Consider the following 19,274-nt stretch of genomic DNA (forward strand, 5'->3'; position numbering starts at 1 on the left):
AATCACTTTCATTTTGATATGCACAAGTATGCATGTCAACCTTGGACGGAAGTGCGTGGCAGCCGCCAGATAGGCTGATGGTGCGAAAAGCGCACGAAAATCATGCATCTATTACCCAGATGGAGAGCAATCGAGTGGCACCCAAGTCCAAGATCGAAGCCGTTGTCAATCTCGCCAAGCGGCGAGGCCTGGTCTACCCCTGCGGTGAGATCTACGGCGGTACCAAGTCCGCATGGGACTACGGCCCATTGGGTGTCGAGCTCAAGGAGAACATCAAGCGCCAGTGGTGGCGCAACATGGTCACCAGCCGCGAGGACGTCGTCGGCCTCGACTCGTCGGTGATTCTGCCCCGCGAGGTGTGGGTCGCATCCGGTCACGTCGGTGTCTTCAACGACCCGCTCGTCGAGTGCCTCAACTGTCACAAGCGTCACCGTCAGGATCACCTGCAGGAGGCGTACGCGGAGAAGAAGAAGCTCGACAACCCGGACGACGTCTCGATGGATGTCATCGGTTGCCCCGACTGCGGCACCGTCGGCCAGTGGACCGAACCGCGCGACTTCAACATGATGCTCAAGACGTACCTCGGCCCCGTCGAGAGCGAAGAGGGCATGCACTACCTTCGCCCCGAGACCGCTCAGGGCATCTTCGTGAACTTCGCCAACGTGCTGACCACCTCGCGTAAGAAGCCGCCGTTCGGCATCGGCCAGATCGGCAAGAGCTTCCGCAACGAGATCACCCCCGGCAACTTCATCTTCCGCACCCGCGAGTTCGAGCAGATGGAGATGGAATTCTTCGTCAAGCCGGGCGAAGACGAGCAGTGGCATCAGTACTGGATCGACTACCGCCTGGACTGGTACACCGGCCTCGGTATCAACAAGGACAACCTGCGTCTGTACGAGCATGCGCCGGAAAAGCTTTCGCACTACTCGAAGGGCACGACCGACATCGAGTACCGCTTCCACTTCCAGGGCAGCGAATGGGGCGAGCTCGAGGGCATCGCGAACCGTACCGACTTCGATCTCTCGACGCACTCCAAGCACTCGGGCACCGAGCTGAACTACTACGACCAGACGACGGGCGAGCGCTACACGCCGTACGTCATCGAGCCGGCGGCCGGTCTCACGCGTTCGCTGATGGCCTTCCTGGTCGACGCCTACACCGAGGACGAGGCGCCCAATTCCAAGGGCGGCGTCGACAAGCGCACGGTGCTCCGCCTGGATCGTCGACTCGCTCCGGTGAAGGCTGCCGTTCTGCCGCTCTCGCGTAACGCAGACCTGACGCCCAAGGCAAAAGACCTTGCAGCGCAGCTACGTCAGAACTGGAACGTCGAGTTCGACGACGCCGGCGCCATCGGTCGTCGTTACCGTCGCCAGGACGAGATCGGCACACCGTTCTGCATCACGGTCGACTTCGACACCCTCGAAGATCAGGCCGTCACGGTTCGTGAGCGTGACTCCATGGCGCAGGAACGCGTCGCCCTCGATCAGGTGGAAAGCTACCTGGCCGCACGGCTGATCGGTTCCTGATTCTCGTTCGAAGCTGACGGGCGGTTCTTCTCAATCGAGAAGGACCGCCCGTTTTCTCTTTCCCCGATGGTCCTTCAGGCGCAGGATCGAAGTTATGAGAAAACTCAGCGTGACCAACAGCGTGACTCTCGACGGTGTCATGCAGGCACCTGGTGGGCCGGACGAAGACCGTCGTGGCGGATTCGAGCACGGTGGGTGGGCGGCCCCTTTCAACGACTCCGTCATGGCGCAGAAGATGGGGGAGGGGATGGCGAAGAAATCCGAGTTGCTATTCGGGCGCAGAACCTACGAGAACTTCGCCTCGTACTGGCCGTTTCAGACCGACAATCCGTTCACCGAGGTTCTCGACAACACGCAGAAATACGTAGCTTCAAGAACTTTGGGTGAACCGCTCCCGTGGAAGAACTCGACCTTGTTGAAAGGTGATGCTGCCGATGCCGTAGCAGCGCTCAAGGAAAGTGAGGGTCCGGATCTGGTGATTCTGGGCAGTGGAGACTTGATCGCGTCATTGGCCGAGCGGCGCCTCGTCGACACCTACACCCTGCTCATTCATCCGCTGGTTCTCGGAACCGGGCGCAGAATGTTCCCCGACGGCGCTGCGCTCGCTCAGTTCACCCTCGTCGACAGCGTCCCCACGACAACAGGCGTCATCATTGCGACTTATCAGGTGAGCTGAACACAGTCGAGCTGAACACATCGGGGAACTCGCCGAAATGCCGCAACTGCCAGCGCTGAGTTCTGACTGCTTGCGCACTGGTCGGCGTGACCCAGGGCGGATAGACCCGGATAGCGCGCTTACCGCCCGAGAAGTTGGTCGACACGATGTCGTGTTGGACGAGGGTCTCGACAGGAAAGACGAAGTGCCCCAGATGTTCTTCGTCGTGCACCTTCACCACGAAGAGCATGACGCCGTCGGTGGTGTCGAAGGGGCGGATGGGCCCGGCATCGGAACGGCGCCACAGCGTGACGAACTGACCGAGCTTGGTAGGCGTCGTCTTGGCGGTTCGATACACGGTCATGAGTCCGTTGACGGTCAGCGTGTGAGCGCCGTACTCGGCGCCCTCAAGCTCGGGAATCGGTGTGGACCAGGTAAATCCGTCGGCATTCATCGGCAACGATGATGGCACGAACCACCGACAGCCTTCGTGTCGAATGCTGTCGGTGGAAGGCCGCTTCAGGCCGAAGGCACCTTGTCGAGGAACCCGAGGACAAGCGTCAGACGCCCGTCGTCGTCGCGTTCGAGTACGTCGAATCCGTCGATCAGTGACTCGGCCCCCGACGGGCCGAGAGCCCAACCGAATCGCGCCTGCCGGTGGTGTGCGTCCACCGGTCCGACGAGAGTGAAGCGCATGCCCGGAAGCTGTTGCTGCACAGCGTTGATCATCGCGTCGATCTGTTCGTGTCCGGTGACGTCCGCCAGCGGATCGGTGTAGCGACCGGCTGGTGTAAACAGTTGTTCGATCCGCGCTTTGCGGGCGGTGGTATCGGTTTCGTTCCACATGTCGATGTAGGCATCGGCAATGGCGTCGAAGTCGCTCATGGTAACTCCCTTGATCAGTACCCGGCGTTCTCGCCGGCTGATATCACTGTTGTGCCGAAACTGCTTCGGGTCGATTACCTGTGAGGTCATGTCCTCGGCTACCTCGGGTCGCTACCGTGGGGGAATGACCTTCGAGACGATGGACGTGGGCACAGAACTCAAACGGTGGCGGGAGCGGCGAAGGCTCACTCAGTTGGGTCTCTCGACAACGGCAGGAGTGTCGACCAGACATCTGAGCTTCATCGAAACCGGCCGCTCCAAACCCAGTCGGGACATGATTCTTCACCTATCTGATTGCCTGGATGTTCCTCTACGGCAACAGAACACGCTTCTACTGGCATGTGGTCACGCGCCGGAGTACTCGCAGAAGTCGTTGGTGGAAGCGCCGATGTCAGCAGTGAGTGAGGCCATCGATCGCATCATGGACGCGCATGACCCGTATCCGGCGGTGGTGGTCGATCAGCAGTGGGAGATGGTAGCCGGGAACCAGGCCGTGGGAATTTTGACCGAGGGCGCCGCTGCGTTCCTTCTGGAACCACCGGTGAACGTCTTGCGGTTGAGTTTGCATCCCGAGGGAATGGCGCCGCGGATCGTCAACCTCGCGCAGTGGCGGACGCACCTGCTAGCCAGGCTGGCGCGGGAAGTGGAGGTGAGTGCCGATGCGCAGTTGGCGTCGTTGCTCGACGAGCTGCGAGGCTATCCGAGGGGAGGGGACTGGCACGATGACCGCGCAAATTCCCTGCTGGTTCCGTTGCGTGTACGCGCCGGCGATACCGAACTGGCGATGTTCAGCACCACCACAGTGTTCGGTACGCCGCGCGACGTCACGCTCGCAGAGATTGCGATCGAATCGTTCTACCCGTCGGACAAGCAGACGGCCGACTACTTTCGATCGGCCGCCGAGGTCACAGAGACTTCTTGCCGAACTTGAGCTTCCACGGCACCAGAGCAGACTCCAACTGAACCGAGAGACTCATCTTGGAGACGCCTTCGGTGCGCTCCTCGAAGCGGATGGGCGTTTCGGCGATCTTCATGCCGCGCTGAACAACTCGGTAGTTCATCTCGACCTGGAACGCGTAGCCGTTGCTCTGCACCGATTCGACGTCGATGTCGCGCAAGGTCTTTGCATGCCACGCCTTGAAGCCGGCGGTCGCATCCTTGACGTGAAGTCGCAAAATGGCGTTGACGTAGAAGTTCGCCCAGGCTGACAGTGCCTTGCGATGCCACGGCCAGTCGCCGGCGACTGCGCCGCCTTCGACGTAACGGGAGCCGAGAACGACTGCCGCATCGGTGGTGGTGAGGATCTCGATCATGGCGGGGATCGCTTCGGACGGGTGCGAGAGATCTGCGTCCATCTGAATGACGATGTCTGCGTTCTCCGCCAGAGCCCGGCTCATGCCCGCGACGTAAGCACGACCGAGACCGTCCTTGACCGTGCGGTGAAGTACTCCCACCGGGATGGGGCCGTCGATACCCAACTTGTCGGCAACCTCGCCCGTACCGTCGGGGGAGTTGTCATCCACCACGAGGACGTGCAGGTTCGGGATCTTCAACGCGGCGAGGCGATCGACGAGCTTTGGCAGGTTCTCACGCTCGTTGTATGTAGGTACAACGACGGTTATCTGCGGGGCGACGCTTTCCATAACACCTTCGTATGATCTGTGATCCCGACTTGCCGGATGAAGCGTACGACGAGTGCGGTCGTGAACAAAGTACGGATTTTACTACCTCGACGGGATCCGTCAGAACCGGCCGCCGCCGCCTCGGCTCGTTCGGCCACCGCCGCCGCCGCCGAAACCACCGCCGCCGCCCCCGCGTCCGGAGCGCCCGCTGCTGCTCGGCCCGCCGTACGAGCGGGGTCCTCCGCCGCCTCGCAGAATGCTGTTGATCAGGATCCCACCGAGAATCGCTCCCGTCGCATCGCCGCCGCCACCACGGGGTCGTTGGTTAGCTTCCCAGGTGTTGACGTCGTTCTGCGCGGCGCGAAGTGAGTGCGTCGCCAAGGTGGTCGCTGCCTGGGCGTGTTGGAGCGCCTTCGACGGATCCGAAGTCTGCAATTGTTGGGCGGCCTGCAGGTGCCGCTGAGCCTCCGCGTAGCGAGTGCGGGCCTCGGCCCCGATGGCGCCGCGTCTGGTTCCGAGGAAGTCACCGGCAGCGGTCACCTGGGCCTGTGCGGCCAGAATGTCCTGGGCGAGGCGCTGCTGCGCCCGTTCGAGCTGCTGCTTCTGCTCCTGAGCGTCGGCAAGCAGCGCGTCGAGTTGGGCGTCGGCCGCGACGATCTGGTTGAACGCCGTCAGCGGATCGTTGTCCTTGGACGTCTGAGCATTGGCCAACGCTGACTGGGCCGCCGCCTTCGCATCCGCCAATTTCTGCCCGCCCTGCGCCAGGTAAGCGTCCGCAGCGGTGATGCCCTGCTGGACGTCCTCCATCGCGGACGGAAGTGTCGCGATGGCGTTTCGGATGTCGTCGGCGGCGTGATCGACGCCGTCGAGTAGCTTGCGGGCCTGATCGAGTGCTGCTTCGGCCGTGCGAATTGCGGTGACGGCGGCGCCTTGCTTGCCGGCCGGCAGCGCCGTGGCGTCTCGACCTTCTTCGATCGACTTCTCGGCGAGCGTCAAGCGTTCGCTCGCCATCGTGACGTTGTTCACCACCGACGCCAGCGTCGGCGCGGGGAACTGATCCTTCAGTTTGGTCAGAATCGCCTCGGACTCAGGCAAGCGCACGCTGAGAGCAACGACACTCTGCGTCAGAGCGTCGAGGCGTGCCGGGGCGTTGATGAGAAGGTCGCGAAGCCCGTCGAACTCGTCGACGCGAGCTTCGAGTTCTTGGTCGGCTCGACCGCACGAGGAGATGATGTCGATCAGCATCTGACGGCGTTGGTCGGGAGTTTCCGGGATGGCGTCGTCGAGCCGCTGCCTGATCGCGAAGGCTTCGGCGAGGGTGGCCTTGGCCTTGTCGAAAGCCGCGGAGAAGGGCGCAACAGCGGAATCTCCGAACTCGCTGCGGGCCAGATCCAGCTCTTCCTGGCTGCCGGCGATCGCGTTGTCCGTCTCGACGAGGATTTCCTTCGCGCGTTCGTCGAGTGTGGGCAGCGGGAGTGCGTTGAGGCTGGCGAGGTCGTCGGGGGCGATGTTCTTCGCGGCCTCCACGCTTGCCTTGTTCTTGTCGTTCTTCCGCTTCCTCGAGTACAGGACTACGCCGCCCGTTCCGACCACCACAGCGCCACCCGCGATGAGGAGTGTTCCGACTCCCATTCCGCCGCTCGTGTTGTTCGCGTCGCCGAGTGCGCCGGCTGCTGCAATAGCTGCGCCGGTCCAATCATCCTCGGCGAGAGCCGGTTCCACCGCGTCCGAATTGATCGACTCGATGTCGGAATCGGTGATGTTGCTGAGTTCAGCTGGAACGTCGAGGTAGTAGGCGCGCTCTGCCGTGGCAACTGCAAGCAGGACGGACTTGGTACCGAGCGTCGACTTGGTGGCCGTCTGCTGCGCCCATGCCTGGCCACCGAGGTTGTTGAAGTCGGGGACGAATGCGACCCACAGGTCGATCTGGTGGTCCTCGCTGAGTTGATCGATCGCGGCTTGGATGTCGCTGCGTTGACCGGCGTCGAGAACCCCGGAGGTGTCGGTGATGTGATTCGGCAACACCATCGGGGCGTCCGCCGAGGCGAGCGCGGGGCTGAAGACGAGCGCCAACAAAGCGAAAATCGCGGCGACGGCGGCGGCGCTTCCCCGGCGCCGAACGGGTCGGGTGGTTGTCCGACTCTGCTCTACAGAGGACAACTGCGCGAAGTGTGGTGCGAGGGCCATGACGCAAATCTATCCGTTGTGGCGCGTCGGCATCGGAGGAGATCGCTGCGAACTGGCAGAATTGCGGGAGTGAAACCTGCTTTCGGTAACCGCCCCCACGATCCATCACCCTCACGGGCGGGCGGCTTCGGTGCAGGATTGGCTCGTTGGACGCGGCGATTGATCGCCGGCGCCGTGTTGATGGCGGTGGTCCTGGTCGGCGGTACCGCATTCCGGGTGTGGCAGGTGGCCCGCATCGACGACACGCGGCCGGCCGACGCGATAGTCGTTCTGGGCGCGGCTCAGTATTCCGGCACTCCGTCTTCGGTCTTCGAAGCCAGACTCGAACAGGCGTACAAGCTGTACAAGCGTGGAGTGGCTCCGCAGATCATCACCGTCGGCGGTAAACAAGAAGGTGACGAGTACACCGAAGCGGCGTCGGGAAAGATGTATCTGACCGATCGAGGGATTCCGTCGAGTGCGATCACCGCTGTGGAGACCGGTTCGGACACTCTGCTCAGCATCGATGCGGTGAGTGCCGAGATGTCCTCGCAGGGCATCAATTCCGCCGTCCTTGTCAGTGACCCGTGGCACTCGTTGCGCACCCGGACGATGGCCCGCGACACGGGACTTCAGGCGTGGACCGCACCTACTCGTCAGGGCCCGGCCGTGTTCACCCGCGAATCCCAGTTGCACGGAATCGCTCGCGAAACCGGCGCGCTGCTCTGGTATCAGCTCACACACTTCTCGGCAGACTTCCCCTACACGGCAGGGCAATAGAAACCATGACAGCTCACACCACCTACGGAGGCGGCACCTACTCCGAACACGACCTCGAACGTCGTGTCGTCGAGGCGCCGAAGCGAGCGGCGTTGCCGGGTTCGCAGATCGCAGCGGCGCAGCATCGTTCCGACTTCTCGCGAGACCGCGCCAGGGTCCAGCACTCCGCGGCTTTGCGACGCTTGGCCGACAAGACCCAGGTTGTCGGCCCGCGCGACGGCGACACACCTCGCACGCGGCTGACACACTCGATGGAAGTCGCACAGATCGGGCGAGGGATCGCCGACGGGCTCGGTTGCGACCCGGACTTGGTGGACCTTGCGGGTCTCGCACACGACATCGGGCACCCGCCGTACGGGCACAACGGCGAGAAGGCGCTCGACGAAGTCGCCAAGGACTGCGGCGGTTTCGAAGGCAATGCGCAGAATCTGCGGATCCTGACCAGCCTCGAACCGAAGATCCTGCGCCCCGACGGTCTGAGTGCCGGCCTCAATCTCACCAGGGCATCACTCGATGCGGCCATCAAGTACCCCTGGACCCGGCCTGAGCCCGGCGCGAAGTTCGGCGCATATCACGACGACGCAGAGGTGCTCGCCTGGGTTCGCGAGGGTGCCCCCGAGCGTCGGCAATGCCTGGAAGCTCAGGTCATGGACTGGGCTGACGACATCGCCTATTCCGTGCACGACGTGGAGGACGGGGTGATCGCAGGCCGGATCGACCTTCGCTCGCTTGCTGATCCGTCCGAGCAACGCGCACTGGCTGAACTGGGGGCCTCCGAGTTCCGCGGCTTGGTAGTCGACGATCTGATCGAAGCCGCTCAACGGTTGTCCGAACTCCCCGTCGTACGCGGAGTCGGAAGTTTCGACGGGACGCTGGCAAGTTCCGTCGCGTTGAAGAACCTCACAAGTGAATTGGTGGGACGCTTCGCCACGGCCGCGATCGCCAGCACACGGCAGACAAACGGCAACCGACCCCTCTCGCGCTATCAAGCCGACCTCGACATACCCGAGGCCGTCGCATCCGAGGTCGCGTTGCTCAAGACCGTCGCGCTCTACTACGTGATGTCCGACGCCGGGCACAAGGCGCGTCAGGATCGGCAACGTGATCGTGTTCATCGCGTCGCGGAATGGTTGTTGGCCACGGCGCCCGCCGGGCTCGATCCGATCCTGCTGCCCGCGTGGGAGCGCGCCGCGGACGACGGTGCTCGGGTCCGCGTGGTGGTGGATCAGATCGCGTCGTACACGGAAAGTCGGCTGGAGCGGGTGGACAAGGCAAGCCTGGGCGCGCAGGCCAGTTGGGGCTGAGCCGGCCGCGCTCTCAGCAGGTCATTCGCGTCGACGGGTCAGTAGTGGTGTCGAGCCACTTGCCGTAAGCGTCGCCGCCTGCTGCGCGGACGTCCTTGCAGATCTTCGACTCGCTGTTTCCGGATTCGCGATACACGGTGTAGATCGCAGTCCCGGAATCCGAGACTTGACGCAGTGACGGGCAGGACTGGTCTGTGCGTAGGTATTTCGAGCCGGGGAACGCGTCAAGGTAGTTCTGAATCTCGCTGGCATACGTGGCCGGATCGGTGGCATTGGCCAACACCACGATTCCGGTTCCCTTGCACGAGGGGACGGTGATCGGCTTGCTCACCCCGAGATCGCCGTTCTTCGTGGACGGGGTGGACACCCGCGTGGTCGTGGTTGCCTGCAGTCCGGCGGTGGGCAACGGCTCCAGGGTTGGCGTTCTGACCGGCTCCTGGATGGGTGCCGGTTCCGCCGTGGCGGTGGAAGCTGCTACAGCGGTTGGTGATTCGGGGCCCGAGCTTCCCAGTATCGCCCAAGCCGCCGCGCCTCCTGCGGCCAGAACGAGTGCAACTCCAGCCGCCCCGATCGCGATCGGGGCTCGGCTTCGCTTGGTCTTTGTCGCGATGTGCGTGTAGTTCCCGTAAGCGGGATTGACCGTGGTGTAGGTGGGCGGCTCGACGATTGTGGATTGCAATCCGCCGGCCCCGCTGGTGGCGCTGTCGGCCGAGAGGGCTTGCCGCGCTTCGAGTGCGAGCGCTCCGGTGGTCGGATAGCGGTGTGCGGGATCCTTTGCCATACCGCGAGCCACGATGGCGTCTAAGTGTTGCGGGAGCGACGGAACCGTCAGCGTGGGGCGCGGCGGCGGAGCGTTCAGGAGCGAATTGACGAGATGACCGATGCTTGTGGTGTTGAAAGGCGTTGTTCCGGTGAGGGACTGGTAGAGAACACAAGCAAGGGAGTAGACATCCGCTGAGGCCGTCGGTGTTTCGATACCGAACCGCTCCGGCGCCATGTACGCATACGAACCGACCGCGCTTCCCTCGGTGGTGATTTTCGTGTCTGTCTGTGAATATGCGATTCCGAAGTCCACGAGGTATGCGAAGCCGGTCTTCGTGAGAATGATGTTGTCTGGTTTGACGTCGCGATGGATGAGTCCGCGCGCGTGCGCTGCGTCCAGCGCTGACGCTATCTGCGAGACGATGTCGACGGCTCGCGCCGGGGTGAGTCTGCCGAACTCGGTCAACGCGGCTCGCAATGTGCGGCCTTCGACCAATCGCATGTCGATGAAGAGAACTCCGTCGATCTCGCCCCAGTCGTGCACCGGGATCACGTGCGGTTCGTTCAGGGCGGCGGTGGCGCGAGATTCTCGGCGGAAACGAGCTTGGAATGACGGGTCGGCCGCGAGCTCGCGATGGAGCAACTTGAGAGCGACCAGGCGATCCTTCGAGGTGTCGTACGCCTCGTACACCTCGCCCATTCCGCCCCGACCGAGCAGACGACGCAGCTCGTACACGCCGAATCGAGTTCCCGATCGCCCTTCGTGCGAGCTCGCGGCGTTTTCAGTCATCGTCGGTCCCATCGCTGCGGTGCAGAGTCGGCCATCAACATATCGTTGTCAGGAGGTGTCGGGGGACCGCCTAGACTGATGTACGTGGCGGGCCGAATTTCTGACAGAGACATCGCGGCCATTCGCGAACGCACTCGCATCGAGGACATCGTCGGTGAATACGTTTCACTCAAGCGTGCCGGTGGCGATTCGATCAAGGGTTTGTGTCCCTTCCACGACGAGAAGTCACCGTCGTTTCACGTACGACCCAACCACGGCCTCTATCACTGCTTCGGCTGCGGTGAGGGTGGTGACGTGTACTCGTTCCTGCAGAAGATGGACCACATCAGCTTCGTCGAGGCCGTCGAGCAGTTGGCGGATCGACTCAGCTACACGATCTCGTACGAGGGTGGCGGACCGTCCGTTCAGCGCGATCGCGGCACCCGTGCACGCTTGATTGCGGCGAACGCGGCGGCTCAGGAGTTCTACGCCGCCCGACTGCGCGAACCCGATGCCCAGGCGGCCCGCGACTATCTCACCGAGAGAAACTTCGACGGGGCAGCAGCCCTGCAATTCGGATGTGGATACGCGCCCGAAGGTTGGGACACTCTCACAAAACACTTGATGTCCAAGGGATTCGAGTTCAAGGAGCTCGAAGCAGCAGGGCTGTCCAAAGAAGGGAGGCGCGGTCCGATCGACCGGTTCCATCGCCGCCTGCTCTGGCCGATCCGCAGCGTTGCCGGTGACGTCATCGGCTTCGGCGCCCGCAAGCTCTTCGACGACGACACCATGCCGGGCAAGTATGTCAACACGCCGGAAACGATCCTCTACAAGAAGTCTCAGGTCCTGTTCGGCTTGGACCTCGCCAAGCGCGACATCGCCAAGGGGCACCAGGCTGTAGTCGTCGAGGGGTACACCGACGTCATGGCGATGCACTTGGCCGGCGTCAAGACCGCCGTTGCTTCGTGTGGAACCGCCTTCGGTGAGGAGCACCTTGCGATGCTCCGCCGACTCCTGATGGACGACAGTTACTTTCGCGGTGAGATCATCTACACCTTCGACGGTGATGCCGCAGGGCAAGCTGCCGCGATGAAGGCATTCGAAGGCGATCAGAAGATGGCCGGGCAGACCTTCGTGGCCGTCGCTCCTGACGGAATGGACCCGTGCGATCTTCGCCTCGAGTCCGGTGACGCCGCCGTTCGCGACCTTGTTGCGAGGCGTACGCCGATGTTCGAGTTCGTGGTGAAGTCGATACTCACCGAGCACGATCTCGAGACGGCTGAAGGGCGCGTCGAAGCACTGCGTCGTACGGTCCCCGTCGTTGCGCAGATCAAGGAATCAACTCTGCGCGACAGCTACGCGAATCTGCTCTGCGGATGGGTCGGTTGGGACGATCTTCCATCCGTCCGACGACGCGTGCGTGACGAAGCTCGTAAACGGGCGTCGACGCGTGGATCTTCACCGGCGCCCAAGCGTCGTCAGGTTGTCGACCCACCTGCCGCCGATGCGCTTGCCTTGCCGATCGGAATCTCCAGGCCACGGCCCAACGACCCGGGGCTTTCGACGCAGCGAGCTGTCCTCAAGGCCGCGTTGCAGCACCCTGGCGTCGCCGGCAGTGTCTTCGACTCGTTGCCACCCGAGACCTTCACCCACCCCGCCTACGTCGTGATCAGGCAGGCAATGGCAGACGCCGGCGGAACGAGCAAGGGACTCGGCGGCGCCGAGTGGATCGAAGTCGTCACCAAGGGCGTCGAAGACATGACGGTGGCCTCGGTTGTATCGGAGCTGGCCGTCGAACCCATGCCCTGCGACGAAGACACGGTTCCGCGCTACATCAACGGAGTGCTCGCCCGGCTGCAGGAAGCGTGGGTTGGCGAACAGGTTGCCGACCTCAAATCCAAGCTTCAGCGCGTCTCACCGGCTGCGGCCCCGGAGGAGTACAACTCGCTGTTCGGCGATCTCGTGGCGCTGGAGCAGTATCGCCGACAGCTGCGTGAGCAGGCTGTCGGCGATCAAAGCGTCTGACCTAGCGGTTCTTCTTCAACTGGTCGTGGGGGACCAGAATCGTGGTCTCCTCGTTGAGCGGCTTCATCGGCTCGAGCTTGGGCTGAGTACTCAGTGAGTCGGCCAGCTTCTGCCGTGACGCATCCAACACCTTCTTGGTGGCCGGACTAGTGGCCACCGCCTTCGCGGCCCGGCTGATCTGCTCGTATCGTGCGCGGCCCGCTTTGGTTCCCAGGACGTACCCAGCTGCAACACCGATCAACAAACGCATCATTCCTGCTTCCCTCCAGCACCGATCGTCCTGACTCCATCCTGCCTGATGACTCGCTGGGCAGGCGATTTGGTACTTCGGTGGAGGATTCGCTACAGTTTCTCAGGCAACGCCGGAACGGGCGAAGCGAGCAAGACAATCCCCTGTAGCTCAATTGGCAGAGCTTCCGACTGTTAATCGGACGGTTGCTGGTTCGAGTCCAGCCGGGGGAGCGTTGGAAAGAGTCCCTGATCTGCAGAAATGCGGGTCGGGGATTTTTTCGTTTCTAGGAAGATTTCGGTTCGTTGTCACGGATTGTCACAAGCGATCCCAAACTCGTCGCAGCCGCAGCAAGAGCGTCGGTCTGCGAGCGCGTGTAGGTCCGCATTGTGAACGAACTATCGGCGTGACCAAGCCACTCTGCGATAACCGCGATCGGGACTCCCTGGAGGTGCATGAGGGTTCCGCAGGTGTGTCGGGCATCGCGGAGCCCAACCTGAGCGATGTCCAAATCTGCGAGGTTCGATTTCCATCGCTTGGTGAGGGTGTCGGGGTGCAGAGGTTGTCCGGCTTCGTTGCAGGCGACATATCCGCCGTCGCCGTAGCCTGCGCCGAACGCTAGCTTTTCGGCCGCTTGTTGTCGTTTCGCGGCTTTGAGTTCGTCGGCGAGTGGTTGAGGCAGAGGCAAGGTTCGGCCCGATGCGCTTGACTTGGCGTCCTCTTGGTCGATGGCTTCGCCGCCGGCCTCATCGACCGTGAAACCATGCGCGCTAGCACCGAACATGTACAAGCGAACATCGCCGCAACCGAACTGAAGATGGCGCAACGGGAAGTCCTCATCGACCTGCCCGAACCGTCAGCGGAGGACATCGTGAAGAGGTGCGAAGAAGCGGACAAGCGCCGGCGCCGCGATGTCGTGTCAATCATCGTCGACCACCTCACCGGCAACCCCACCACCGACCGCCGCGGTCGTGACGGACTCGACCCACACCGCGTCGACTACGTCTGGAATACACAATGAGTGGTTGTTTCATTCGGTGTCATAATGTGACCGAATTAGATGGATAAGTCATACTATGACCCGCAAATAAACACTCAGAAGCAGAGAAGGCCTCACCGTTTGGTGGGGCCTTCGGGATGTGGCAGCTACTCTGCGAGTTCGATGATCCCGACCTGGAACTGAGGGACAGTGAACTTGAAGTCCGCGGTCGAGGTGTATGAATACTCGCCATCTAGCACGACATGCATCTTCACTCTGTCATTCTTGACGAACGGTTTCAACGTGGCCGAGTTACCGATCAAGTGGGCAGATTCGAAATTACCTACGCCCAACGCAGACGTACCGACATCCGCTAAAAATCGGTCAGGTCCGGTTGCAGAATCAAACTGGCGGATTGATCCGTACAGAATGATGCGTCGTCCAGACTGAGCTGAGACATCCTTCAAGATCAATTCGAAATCACGTTGTGTGATCTCTTCGTAGGTCGAGGCATCGAGAATGGTCTGATCTGATTGAAGGTCGTCGCGCGTACTGAGGGCTTGCTGTTGCTGTTGTTGCTCCGCCTGGCGCGGGTTCAGTGCATCGTTTACGACCGCAGCGACGATCAATGTGGCGACGACGATAAGCCCGATGATGACGACTGCTTTGATATTTGAGGCAGCGACGCTCTTCTTTTGGGTCAACACAGGGGATACGGGCATGAGGGTTGGCCGTGTGGCGTCTGACCACTGGAGTCCGTTCCAGTACCGCTGAATGCCCTGGATTCGCGGGTCCGGATACCAGCCGGGCTGTGAGTTCATCGTCGCGTCTTTCAGTAATTCGGTGGGGGCGGGGGAGCCGTTGCCGGCTGGACGTGGTGCGTCCATTGAACGCCGTCGTACCAACGGATCCATGCGGGGTTCTGCTGATCTGGATACCAGCCCGCACTCAAGCCTGATGGTGGTGCGACGAACTGCACCGCGGGTGGCCGCTTGTCGCCCACCCTGATGAGCGCGCGGATCACGAGGGCGACGAATGTAATCGGGAGGACGATGAAGATCAGGAACAGGAATATTTGCGCTGGTGATGTTTCGTCCAATGCGCCGCCACCAACGATGATCGCGAAAGCAAGCACGCCTGCAAGGTAGAGGGCGCCGCGAACTCGCTTATCGTCCATGACTGGCCTTTCGGGAAGTGTCCGTAATACATACCAGACAGTCCGGACATTGTGGAACTAAACCCTGGCGCCCTTCGCTAGATTGCACGCCCGGCACAACAGTTGAACATTGCCTTCAGTGCTCGCGCCTCCTCTGGAGAACGGAATGATGTGATCGTATTCAAGGTAAGAATTCGCGCCGCATTCCACGCAAGCCCCACGGTCTCGCCGATAGACAGCAGATTTGACGTGCGCTGGTATGTGCCTTGATGGCCGGTCCCCATTGTCCGGTAGGAGGATTCGGCGATCAATCCGAAGTGCAGTGTCCACGAGGATGGATGTGTATTCAGCGTCGGGAACCGAGAAGCGCCCGCTGAGTGATCGGGCTGTCGACTCGATGAGCACGGTGGTCCGGTCCAGGTATGACGCTCGCTGCACCTTGCTTAGTGGGATTTCGCCGCCATGCTGTTGAGCTATGAACCGGATCTTGCGGTTGGTGATCGCTAGTTGTCCCTGGGACGGGGTGGGGCCAGCTTGGAGGTCTCGCCAGCGAGTTGCGCCGGCGACCATGTAGCAGTATTCGTCGGTGGGCAGATGGAGTCCTGGGATTTGAACGGTTGGTAGGCGACCTTGGCGGATCTCACCGAGCATCTGCTCTCTGAGTAGTTGAGATTCGATGTGGGTGACCGCAGCTGGTTCCAGCTCTAGAGCGCGGGCTGCTTGTCGGAAGGTGGCGAGTTCGTCGTCGGTGATGACGCCATCACTGAGGGCATATGTGGCGTATCTGTTGAGCCAAGAGAGTGCATCCGCACGAATGGTGTCGAGTGCATGTTTCCGGGGGATGCGCGCGCCGTACAGCCATTCATGCAATGTGATCCATTCAGGTCCAAGGGGGCCTGAGTGTGCCAGTACGTTCCTCGCTGCCGCGGAGTACTGCGTGAGCGTCGAGTTCACGAAAGCTTTGCACTCGGGGCAATAGCTCTGGAGCAATCGAGTTTTGGTGCCACATCGTGCGCAGCCATCGCCTGCCGACCGAAAGGCTTTGAGCCACTTGTCTGCCATGGGAGATACATACCAGACAGTGCGGACGCCGGTAAGGGAGTGCCGACGCTTCACTCGGCAAGAAATTGTCACGTAGTTGTCACAAGTCGTGCACCGGCTACCGCCGACGGCTCCCGTTTACCCCCGACATTCCCAGATTCCCGCGGCTAGTCCCGCCCCAGTATGCCTTTGACCTGGACGTTAATCGGACAGTTGTGGGTTCGAGTCCAGCCAAGGAAGCAGCAAAGCCCCTCACCTGAGAAATCGGGTGAGGGGCTTTCTTGTATTCGTCGCCGCTAGTGCGTTTGCAGCAGACCCACCAATCGAAGTGCCGATTCAACGTCTGCCGCCTTGTTTGCTTGTGCACCGCGAATTCCCAGCTGTCGAGCGCCGAGGACGTTGATCGGGTTGTCGTCGACGAAGAAGGTCTGTTGAGGGCGCGCATCGAGAAACTTCAGCGCGGCCAGGAAGGCCGTAGGGTCGGGTTTGGTGGCTCCGAGCATGCAGGAGAAAACATGCTCGTCGATTGCCGATGGCGTTACGACACTCTCGATGGCGGCCAAAAGGACAGGTCCGTTGTCGGAGAGTGTGGCGACCGCAACCCCCTCACTTCGAAGCGCGATTGCGAGATCGATGACTGCGGGGTCCGGGATGAAGGCCTTGGCCCATGCTCGGCGTAGGTCGTCGCGGTTTCCAGGAAACCCGAACGCTCGAAAGCGTTCCAGAATCGCGTCTTCGGAGTGAAGACCGAGATCGCATTCCTGGTCGAACCCGGACTCGAACACCAGGGCGTGGATTTCTTCTTCAGTGACGCCGATGGCCGTTGCCAGTTCTGCGGCGCGAAGATCAGGTTCGAACCGACACAGCACACCACCCAAGTCGAACAAAACGAGTTCAGGTCGTGCGCTGTCGTTCGCCATGTCGCAGAGGATAGGCGTCATCAGCACCCGTGAACGCGGCTCGAAGATGTTGGCGACGAATACATCAAAAGCCCGACGCAAGAATCTGCGTCGGGCTTTCGGTGGAACCGTCGAACTGTTCGGCCGGTGCGCTTACTTCGCTGCGCGATCCGACGGCTCGAACAGTCGGATGATGTGGCTGGGGTTGATGTAGTAGACACCGTTCGGAGAATTGAGAACGAGAGTGTCTTCGGTGAAATCGGTGACGGTGCCGTTCAGCTTGGCGCCGTCGGACATGATGATCCGGATCGTAGCCTTCGAGTTCTTGAATTCGGTCAGTGCAAGCTTCATGTGGTGATCCTGTTCCGTGGGGTGTGCACTCCCACGGTATCGGCTCATTGCGCCTGTGCCGACCAACCTTGGAAGACTCGACTCGAAAGAGTGCAACGCGTCACCGCCTGCCCGATTGTGATCCGCGTCGGATGTGCCGGTAACATTCGGATTCGCCGTGATGCAGCGCGTCACGGATGGGGCGGTAGCTCAGTCGGTTAGAGCCGTGGACTCATAATCCATTGGTCGCGGGTTCGAGCCCCGCCCGCCCCACGTCAGATGCCCTTTCTTGCAAGTCGAGAGAGGGCATCCATCGTTTATTCGTTGTTTATGGCAACGGCTTTGTCCAGCAAGTCCGCGACTTCGGAGTGCTGCCGACCTCGCGTCATGTACTTGTCCTGAGTCATCGAAATGTTCCGGTGCCCGAGGTGGTCGGCCCCTACGCGTGCGGAAAGGCCCTCGTCGTCGATGAGCGTTGCCACCGACTTACGGAACGTGTGAGACGTGCTTTCCGCGACGCCGAGATCGTCGCGCACCTTGCGCCACTGCTTGCCGAAGTTGTTCGGGTCGCGCAATGTGCCAGCTGTCGACGGAAAGATCACGTCCAGCTTTCCGAGGCATGGTTTCTCAGCCCGCTTCTCGAGCATGTCGAGCGCGAACCGGGGGAGCGGAATGGTCCGCAGACCGGCCTCACTCTTGGTCGTGTCGAAGCGTTTGAGCCCGACACCCTTCACACGCACTACCTTGCCCGTGATCGCCACAGTGCCCGCTTTCAGGTCGATGTCCTGACGACGCACGGCAAGCAGTTCGGAGCGCCGTACGCCCGTCGCAATCAGCAGCGTGATCGGGTCCACCAGATCGTTCGACTGGCAGTATTCCGACTCTCCGAGTGCGACTAGGAGAGTGCCGAGCTGGCCACCCTCAAGCGCCTTCGCGCCCTTCGGTGGATTCTTTGAACGTATCCGTGACACGTCATTGACTGGGTTAGAGCTGAGCGCTCCCACGAGTACCGCCATTCCGAGCGCGCCGCGCAAGATCGTCTTCGCCTGACGTGCCATCGTCGGACCGTGCTGCTTCGACATTGCTCGCAGTGCGGTATCAATTCGGCCGGCCGATGCCTCACTTACCCTGACGCCGCCGATCTTCAAGTCGAGTTTCTTCAGTGCGAACTCGTACGTTGACATCGTTGTTGCGGCTCGGCCCTCTTCTTCGAGCCTGGCCAGGTAAGACTTACATAGTGCGGAAATCAATGTGTCAGAGTCGATTTCATCCTCTGACGGTGCCCGACGAGCTTCCAGTGCGTTCAGCAATTCCTCTTCGGCGATCTTGCCGTGCTGGTCCCGAACATCGATCGGTGAGCGCCGCTCGACTATGCGCACAATGCCGTCGTCATCGCGGTACCGGCAGCGTGCAAGGAACACGTCACCGCCGAGCGGTATTCGCTTGATCTTGCCGTGCTGCCCGATTCGAAGAGGTGGCCTACCTGCCATCGGAGTCGATTACGACGGCATCAGGATCTTCCTTCAATTCGGTTGCAATGAATTCGATCAACCGATCCAGGCGTGATAGCTCTTGTGTCAGGGTGTCGATCAAGCCGGTGTCTGCCGTCTTGACCTGTTCTCCAATGAGTTTAGCGAGAGAGCCGCGCCGTTTCTCCAGCTCAGCCTTGTGTCGTACGAACCCAAGGACTCGAGTCCCTTCGCTCGGCTTCATGCCATGGATTTCCAGATCCAGTCTGGGTATCAGTCCCTCACCGGCAAACCATTGAACGGCGCTGAATGAGTCCAGCGTGACACCTGGAACAACTTCAACCAGTCCGTCAGGAATGCTCGGGTAGAGCAGTCGAACGGGTGGCACATTGAGCGCGAAGGCGAGGATGCAGACCTCCGACGTGGAGATGTATTTCCGGCGTTTGTTCTCAATGTCAGTGATCGTGGATCTAGAGATCTTATGCCCGAGTTCCGCGGTCCGTTCGGAGAGCCATTGTGCCGACTTCTCGCCGCGTATCGCTTTGATTGCCGATCCAATTCGGTCAACTTGTGCCAAGTCCCACGCATCTCGCGTCTCATCCGTTTCTGTTGTCATGAACGCAAGAATAACCGAACTTGTGGGAATTGACGGCATGTGCCATGATTCCCACAAGAAC

General features: G+C 61.3%; 21 protein-coding genes and 2 tRNA genes. 9 read left to right on the plus strand and 14 right to left on the minus strand.

Going from position 1 to position 19,274, the window contains the following annotated elements; translation table 11 throughout:
• Nucleotides 1-134: 134 nt before the first annotated feature.
• Both ACFWEM_RS25525 and ACFWEM_RS25530 read left to right on the plus strand, forming a co-directional pair.
• Nucleotides 135-1,526, plus strand: a complete 1,392-nt coding sequence (locus ACFWEM_RS25525) for a glycine--tRNA ligase (RefSeq protein WP_003944491.1) — start codon at nucleotides 135-137, stop codon at nucleotides 1,524-1,526.
• Between the two features lie 94 nt (nucleotides 1,527-1,620).
• Complete coding sequence (locus ACFWEM_RS25530; RefSeq protein ID WP_378538243.1) at nucleotides 1,621-2,202, plus strand: dihydrofolate reductase family protein; 582 nt, start codon at nucleotides 1,621-1,623, stop codon at nucleotides 2,200-2,202.
• Here the strand turns inward: ACFWEM_RS25530 and ACFWEM_RS25535 are convergent.
• Together ACFWEM_RS25535 and ACFWEM_RS25540 are read right to left on the minus strand one after the other, a co-directional pair.
• Nucleotides 2,177-2,653, minus strand: coding sequence for a MepB family protein (locus tag ACFWEM_RS25535; RefSeq protein WP_378538244.1), 477 nt, complete (start codon nucleotides 2,651-2,653; stop codon nucleotides 2,177-2,179). The two genes, ACFWEM_RS25530 and ACFWEM_RS25535, sit on opposite strands and share 26 nt — an antisense overlap.
• Before the next feature lie 47 nt (nucleotides 2,654-2,700).
• Nucleotides 2,701-3,066 (minus strand): nuclear transport factor 2 family protein, encoded by a 366-nt coding sequence (locus ACFWEM_RS25540; protein WP_378538245.1) that lies wholly within the window; start codon nucleotides 3,064-3,066, stop codon nucleotides 2,701-2,703.
• A gap of 124 nt (nucleotides 3,067-3,190) precedes the next feature.
• Here ACFWEM_RS25540 and ACFWEM_RS25545 point away from each other — a divergent pair, with 124 nt between their 5' ends.
• Nucleotides 3,191-3,997 carry a helix-turn-helix domain-containing protein gene (locus ACFWEM_RS25545; RefSeq protein WP_378538246.1) on the plus strand — a complete coding sequence of 269 codons (807 nt, stop codon included), beginning with the start codon at nucleotides 3,191-3,193 and terminating at the stop codon, nucleotides 3,995-3,997.
• Here the strand turns inward: ACFWEM_RS25545 and ACFWEM_RS25550 are convergent.
• Together ACFWEM_RS25550 and ACFWEM_RS25555 are read right to left on the minus strand one after the other, a co-directional pair.
• A complete protein-coding gene (locus ACFWEM_RS25550) occupies nucleotides 3,972-4,709 on the minus strand; it encodes a polyprenol monophosphomannose synthase (RefSeq protein ID WP_003944487.1) in 738 nt (245 codons plus the stop codon). The genes ACFWEM_RS25545 and ACFWEM_RS25550 overlap by 26 nt on opposite strands.
• Nucleotides 4,710-4,808: 99 nt before the next feature.
• Nucleotides 4,809-6,875, minus strand: coding sequence for a TPM domain-containing protein (locus tag ACFWEM_RS25555; protein WP_378538247.1), 2,067 nt, complete (start codon nucleotides 6,873-6,875; stop codon nucleotides 4,809-4,811).
• Between the two features lie 180 nt (nucleotides 6,876-7,055).
• Here ACFWEM_RS25555 and ACFWEM_RS25560 point away from each other — a divergent pair, with 180 nt between their 5' ends.
• Complete coding sequence (locus tag ACFWEM_RS25560; RefSeq protein WP_128638009.1) at nucleotides 7,056-7,634, plus strand: YdcF family protein; 579 nt, start codon at nucleotides 7,056-7,058, stop codon at nucleotides 7,632-7,634.
• A gap of 5 nt (nucleotides 7,635-7,639) precedes the next feature.
• Nucleotides 7,640-8,938, plus strand: a complete 1,299-nt coding sequence (locus ACFWEM_RS25565; protein WP_378538248.1) for a deoxyguanosinetriphosphate triphosphohydrolase — start codon at nucleotides 7,640-7,642, stop codon at nucleotides 8,936-8,938.
• A 13-nt stretch (nucleotides 8,939-8,951) separates the two neighbouring features.
• Here the strand turns inward: ACFWEM_RS25565 and ACFWEM_RS25570 are convergent, their stop codons facing one another.
• Nucleotides 8,952-10,502 (minus strand): serine/threonine-protein kinase, encoded by a 1,551-nt coding sequence (locus tag ACFWEM_RS25570; RefSeq protein WP_378538249.1) that lies wholly within the window; start codon nucleotides 10,500-10,502, stop codon nucleotides 8,952-8,954.
• 72 nt (nucleotides 10,503-10,574) lie between these two features.
• On the opposite strand from ACFWEM_RS25570, the gene dnaG reads away from it, so the two are divergent.
• A complete protein-coding gene (gene dnaG / locus ACFWEM_RS25575) occupies nucleotides 10,575-12,494 on the plus strand; it encodes a DNA primase (protein ID WP_283304208.1) in 1,920 nt (639 codons plus the stop codon).
• Nucleotide 12,495: 1 nt separating this feature from the next.
• Here dnaG and ACFWEM_RS25580 read toward each other — a convergent pair whose 3' ends face one another.
• Nucleotides 12,496-12,747, minus strand: a complete 252-nt coding sequence (locus ACFWEM_RS25580) for a hypothetical protein (RefSeq protein ID WP_094273802.1) — start codon at nucleotides 12,745-12,747, stop codon at nucleotides 12,496-12,498.
• A gap of 136 nt (nucleotides 12,748-12,883) precedes the next feature.
• Between ACFWEM_RS25580 and ACFWEM_RS25585 the strand changes: the two genes are divergently transcribed.
• Nucleotides 12,884-12,956: transfer RNA gene (locus ACFWEM_RS25585), tRNA-Asn, on the plus strand.
• A 53-nt stretch (nucleotides 12,957-13,009) separates the two neighbouring features.
• Here the strand turns inward: ACFWEM_RS25585 and ACFWEM_RS25590 are convergent.
• Complete coding sequence (locus ACFWEM_RS25590; protein ID WP_378538252.1) at nucleotides 13,010-13,507, minus strand: tyrosine-type recombinase/integrase; 498 nt, start codon at nucleotides 13,505-13,507, stop codon at nucleotides 13,010-13,012.
• Between ACFWEM_RS25590 and ACFWEM_RS25595 the strand changes: the two genes are divergently transcribed.
• Complete coding sequence (locus tag ACFWEM_RS25595) at nucleotides 13,487-13,744, plus strand: hypothetical protein (RefSeq protein ID WP_378538255.1); 258 nt, start codon at nucleotides 13,487-13,489, stop codon at nucleotides 13,742-13,744. The genes ACFWEM_RS25590 and ACFWEM_RS25595 overlap by 21 nt on opposite strands.
• A 125-nt stretch (nucleotides 13,745-13,869) precedes the next feature.
• Here ACFWEM_RS25595 and ACFWEM_RS25600 read toward each other — a convergent pair whose 3' ends face one another.
• From ACFWEM_RS25600 to ACFWEM_RS25620, 5 genes are all read right to left on the minus strand, one after another.
• Nucleotides 13,870-14,523: a DUF2510 domain-containing protein gene (locus ACFWEM_RS25600; protein ID WP_378538257.1), complete on the minus strand. Its 654-nt coding sequence runs from the start codon at nucleotides 14,521-14,523 to the stop codon at nucleotides 13,870-13,872.
• 11 nt (nucleotides 14,524-14,534) lie between these two features.
• A complete protein-coding gene (locus ACFWEM_RS25605; RefSeq protein ID WP_378538259.1) occupies nucleotides 14,535-14,879 on the minus strand; it encodes a DUF2510 domain-containing protein in 345 nt (114 codons plus the stop codon).
• A 57-nt stretch (nucleotides 14,880-14,936) separates the two neighbouring features.
• The gene (locus ACFWEM_RS25610) at nucleotides 14,937-15,728 is read right to left on the minus strand and encodes an HNH endonuclease (protein ID WP_378538261.1); all 792 of its coding nucleotides are present in this window, start codon (nucleotides 15,726-15,728) and stop codon (nucleotides 14,937-14,939) included.
• A 467-nt stretch (nucleotides 15,729-16,195) separates the two neighbouring features.
• Nucleotides 16,196-16,819: an HAD family hydrolase gene (locus tag ACFWEM_RS25615; protein ID WP_378538264.1), complete on the minus strand. Its 624-nt coding sequence runs from the start codon at nucleotides 16,817-16,819 to the stop codon at nucleotides 16,196-16,198.
• A gap of 132 nt (nucleotides 16,820-16,951) precedes the next feature.
• Nucleotides 16,952-17,149, minus strand: a complete 198-nt coding sequence (locus tag ACFWEM_RS25620; protein ID WP_003941659.1) for a hypothetical protein — start codon at nucleotides 17,147-17,149, stop codon at nucleotides 16,952-16,954.
• 178 nt (nucleotides 17,150-17,327) lie between these two features.
• Here ACFWEM_RS25620 and ACFWEM_RS25625 point away from each other — a divergent pair.
• A tRNA-Ile gene (locus ACFWEM_RS25625) sits at nucleotides 17,328-17,401 on the plus strand.
• A 44-nt stretch (nucleotides 17,402-17,445) separates the two neighbouring features.
• Here the strand turns inward: ACFWEM_RS25625 and xerC are convergent.
• On the minus strand, nucleotides 17,446-18,618 hold the full coding sequence (gene xerC / locus ACFWEM_RS25630) for a tyrosine recombinase XerC (protein ID WP_378538267.1): 1,173 nt from the start codon (nucleotides 18,616-18,618) through the stop codon (nucleotides 17,446-17,448).
• Nucleotides 18,608-19,213 (minus strand): transcriptional regulator, encoded by a 606-nt coding sequence (locus tag ACFWEM_RS25635; RefSeq protein WP_051649676.1) that lies wholly within the window; start codon nucleotides 19,211-19,213, stop codon nucleotides 18,608-18,610. The genes xerC and ACFWEM_RS25635 overlap by 11 nt, the downstream gene beginning before the upstream one ends.
• Nucleotides 19,214-19,274 lie beyond the last annotated feature (61 nt).

The organism is Rhodococcus sp. NPDC060176, assembly GCF_042728675.1.
GTDB lineage: Bacteria > Actinomycetota > Actinomycetes > Mycobacteriales > Mycobacteriaceae > Rhodococcus_F.

Bases quoted from the DNA above. Each gene is read 5' to 3' on its own strand.
- ACFWEM_RS25555 (WP_378538247.1), bottom strand. From the start codon at position 6,875: ATGGCCCTCGCACCACACTTCGCGCAGTTGTCCTCTGTAGAGCAGAGT.
- ACFWEM_RS25600 (WP_378538257.1), bottom strand. From the start codon at position 14,523: ATGAACTCACAGCCCGGCTGGTATCCGGACCCGCGAATCCAGGGCATT.
- ACFWEM_RS25530 (WP_378538243.1), top strand. From the start codon at position 1,621: ATGAGAAAACTCAGCGTGACCAACAGCGTGACTCTCGACGGTGTCATG.
- xerC (WP_378538267.1), bottom strand. From the start codon at position 18,618: ATGGCAGGTAGGCCACCTCTTCGAATCGGGCAGCACGGCAAGATCAAG.
- ACFWEM_RS25550 (WP_003944487.1), bottom strand. From the start codon at position 4,709: ATGGAAAGCGTCGCCCCGCAGATAACCGTCGTTGTACCTACATACAAC.
- ACFWEM_RS25595 (WP_378538255.1), top strand. From the start codon at position 13,487: ATGCGCGCTAGCACCGAACATGTACAAGCGAACATCGCCGCAACCGAA.
- ACFWEM_RS25570 (WP_378538249.1), bottom strand. From the start codon at position 10,502: ATGGGACCGACGATGACTGAAAACGCCGCGAGCTCGCACGAAGGGCGA.
- ACFWEM_RS25580 (WP_094273802.1), bottom strand. From the start codon at position 12,747: ATGATGCGTTTGTTGATCGGTGTTGCAGCTGGGTACGTCCTGGGAACC.
- ACFWEM_RS25565 (WP_378538248.1), top strand. From the start codon at position 7,640: ATGACAGCTCACACCACCTACGGAGGCGGCACCTACTCCGAACACGAC.
- ACFWEM_RS25605 (WP_378538259.1), bottom strand. From the start codon at position 14,879: ATGGACGATAAGCGAGTTCGCGGCGCCCTCTACCTTGCAGGCGTGCTT.
- ACFWEM_RS25615 (WP_378538264.1), bottom strand. From the start codon at position 16,819: ATGGCGAACGACAGCGCACGACCTGAACTCGTTTTGTTCGACTTGGGT.
- ACFWEM_RS25540 (WP_378538245.1), bottom strand. From the start codon at position 3,066: ATGAGCGACTTCGACGCCATTGCCGATGCCTACATCGACATGTGGAAC.
- ACFWEM_RS25590 (WP_378538252.1), bottom strand. From the start codon at position 13,507: ATGTTCGGTGCTAGCGCGCATGGTTTCACGGTCGATGAGGCCGGCGGC.
- ACFWEM_RS25560 (WP_128638009.1), top strand. From the start codon at position 7,056: ATGGCGGTGGTCCTGGTCGGCGGTACCGCATTCCGGGTGTGGCAGGTG.
- ACFWEM_RS25635 (WP_051649676.1), bottom strand. From the start codon at position 19,213: ATGACAACAGAAACGGATGAGACGCGAGATGCGTGGGACTTGGCACAA.
- ACFWEM_RS25620 (WP_003941659.1), bottom strand. From the start codon at position 17,149: ATGAAGCTTGCACTGACCGAATTCAAGAACTCGAAGGCTACGATCCGG.
- ACFWEM_RS25545 (WP_378538246.1), top strand. From the start codon at position 3,191: ATGACCTTCGAGACGATGGACGTGGGCACAGAACTCAAACGGTGGCGG.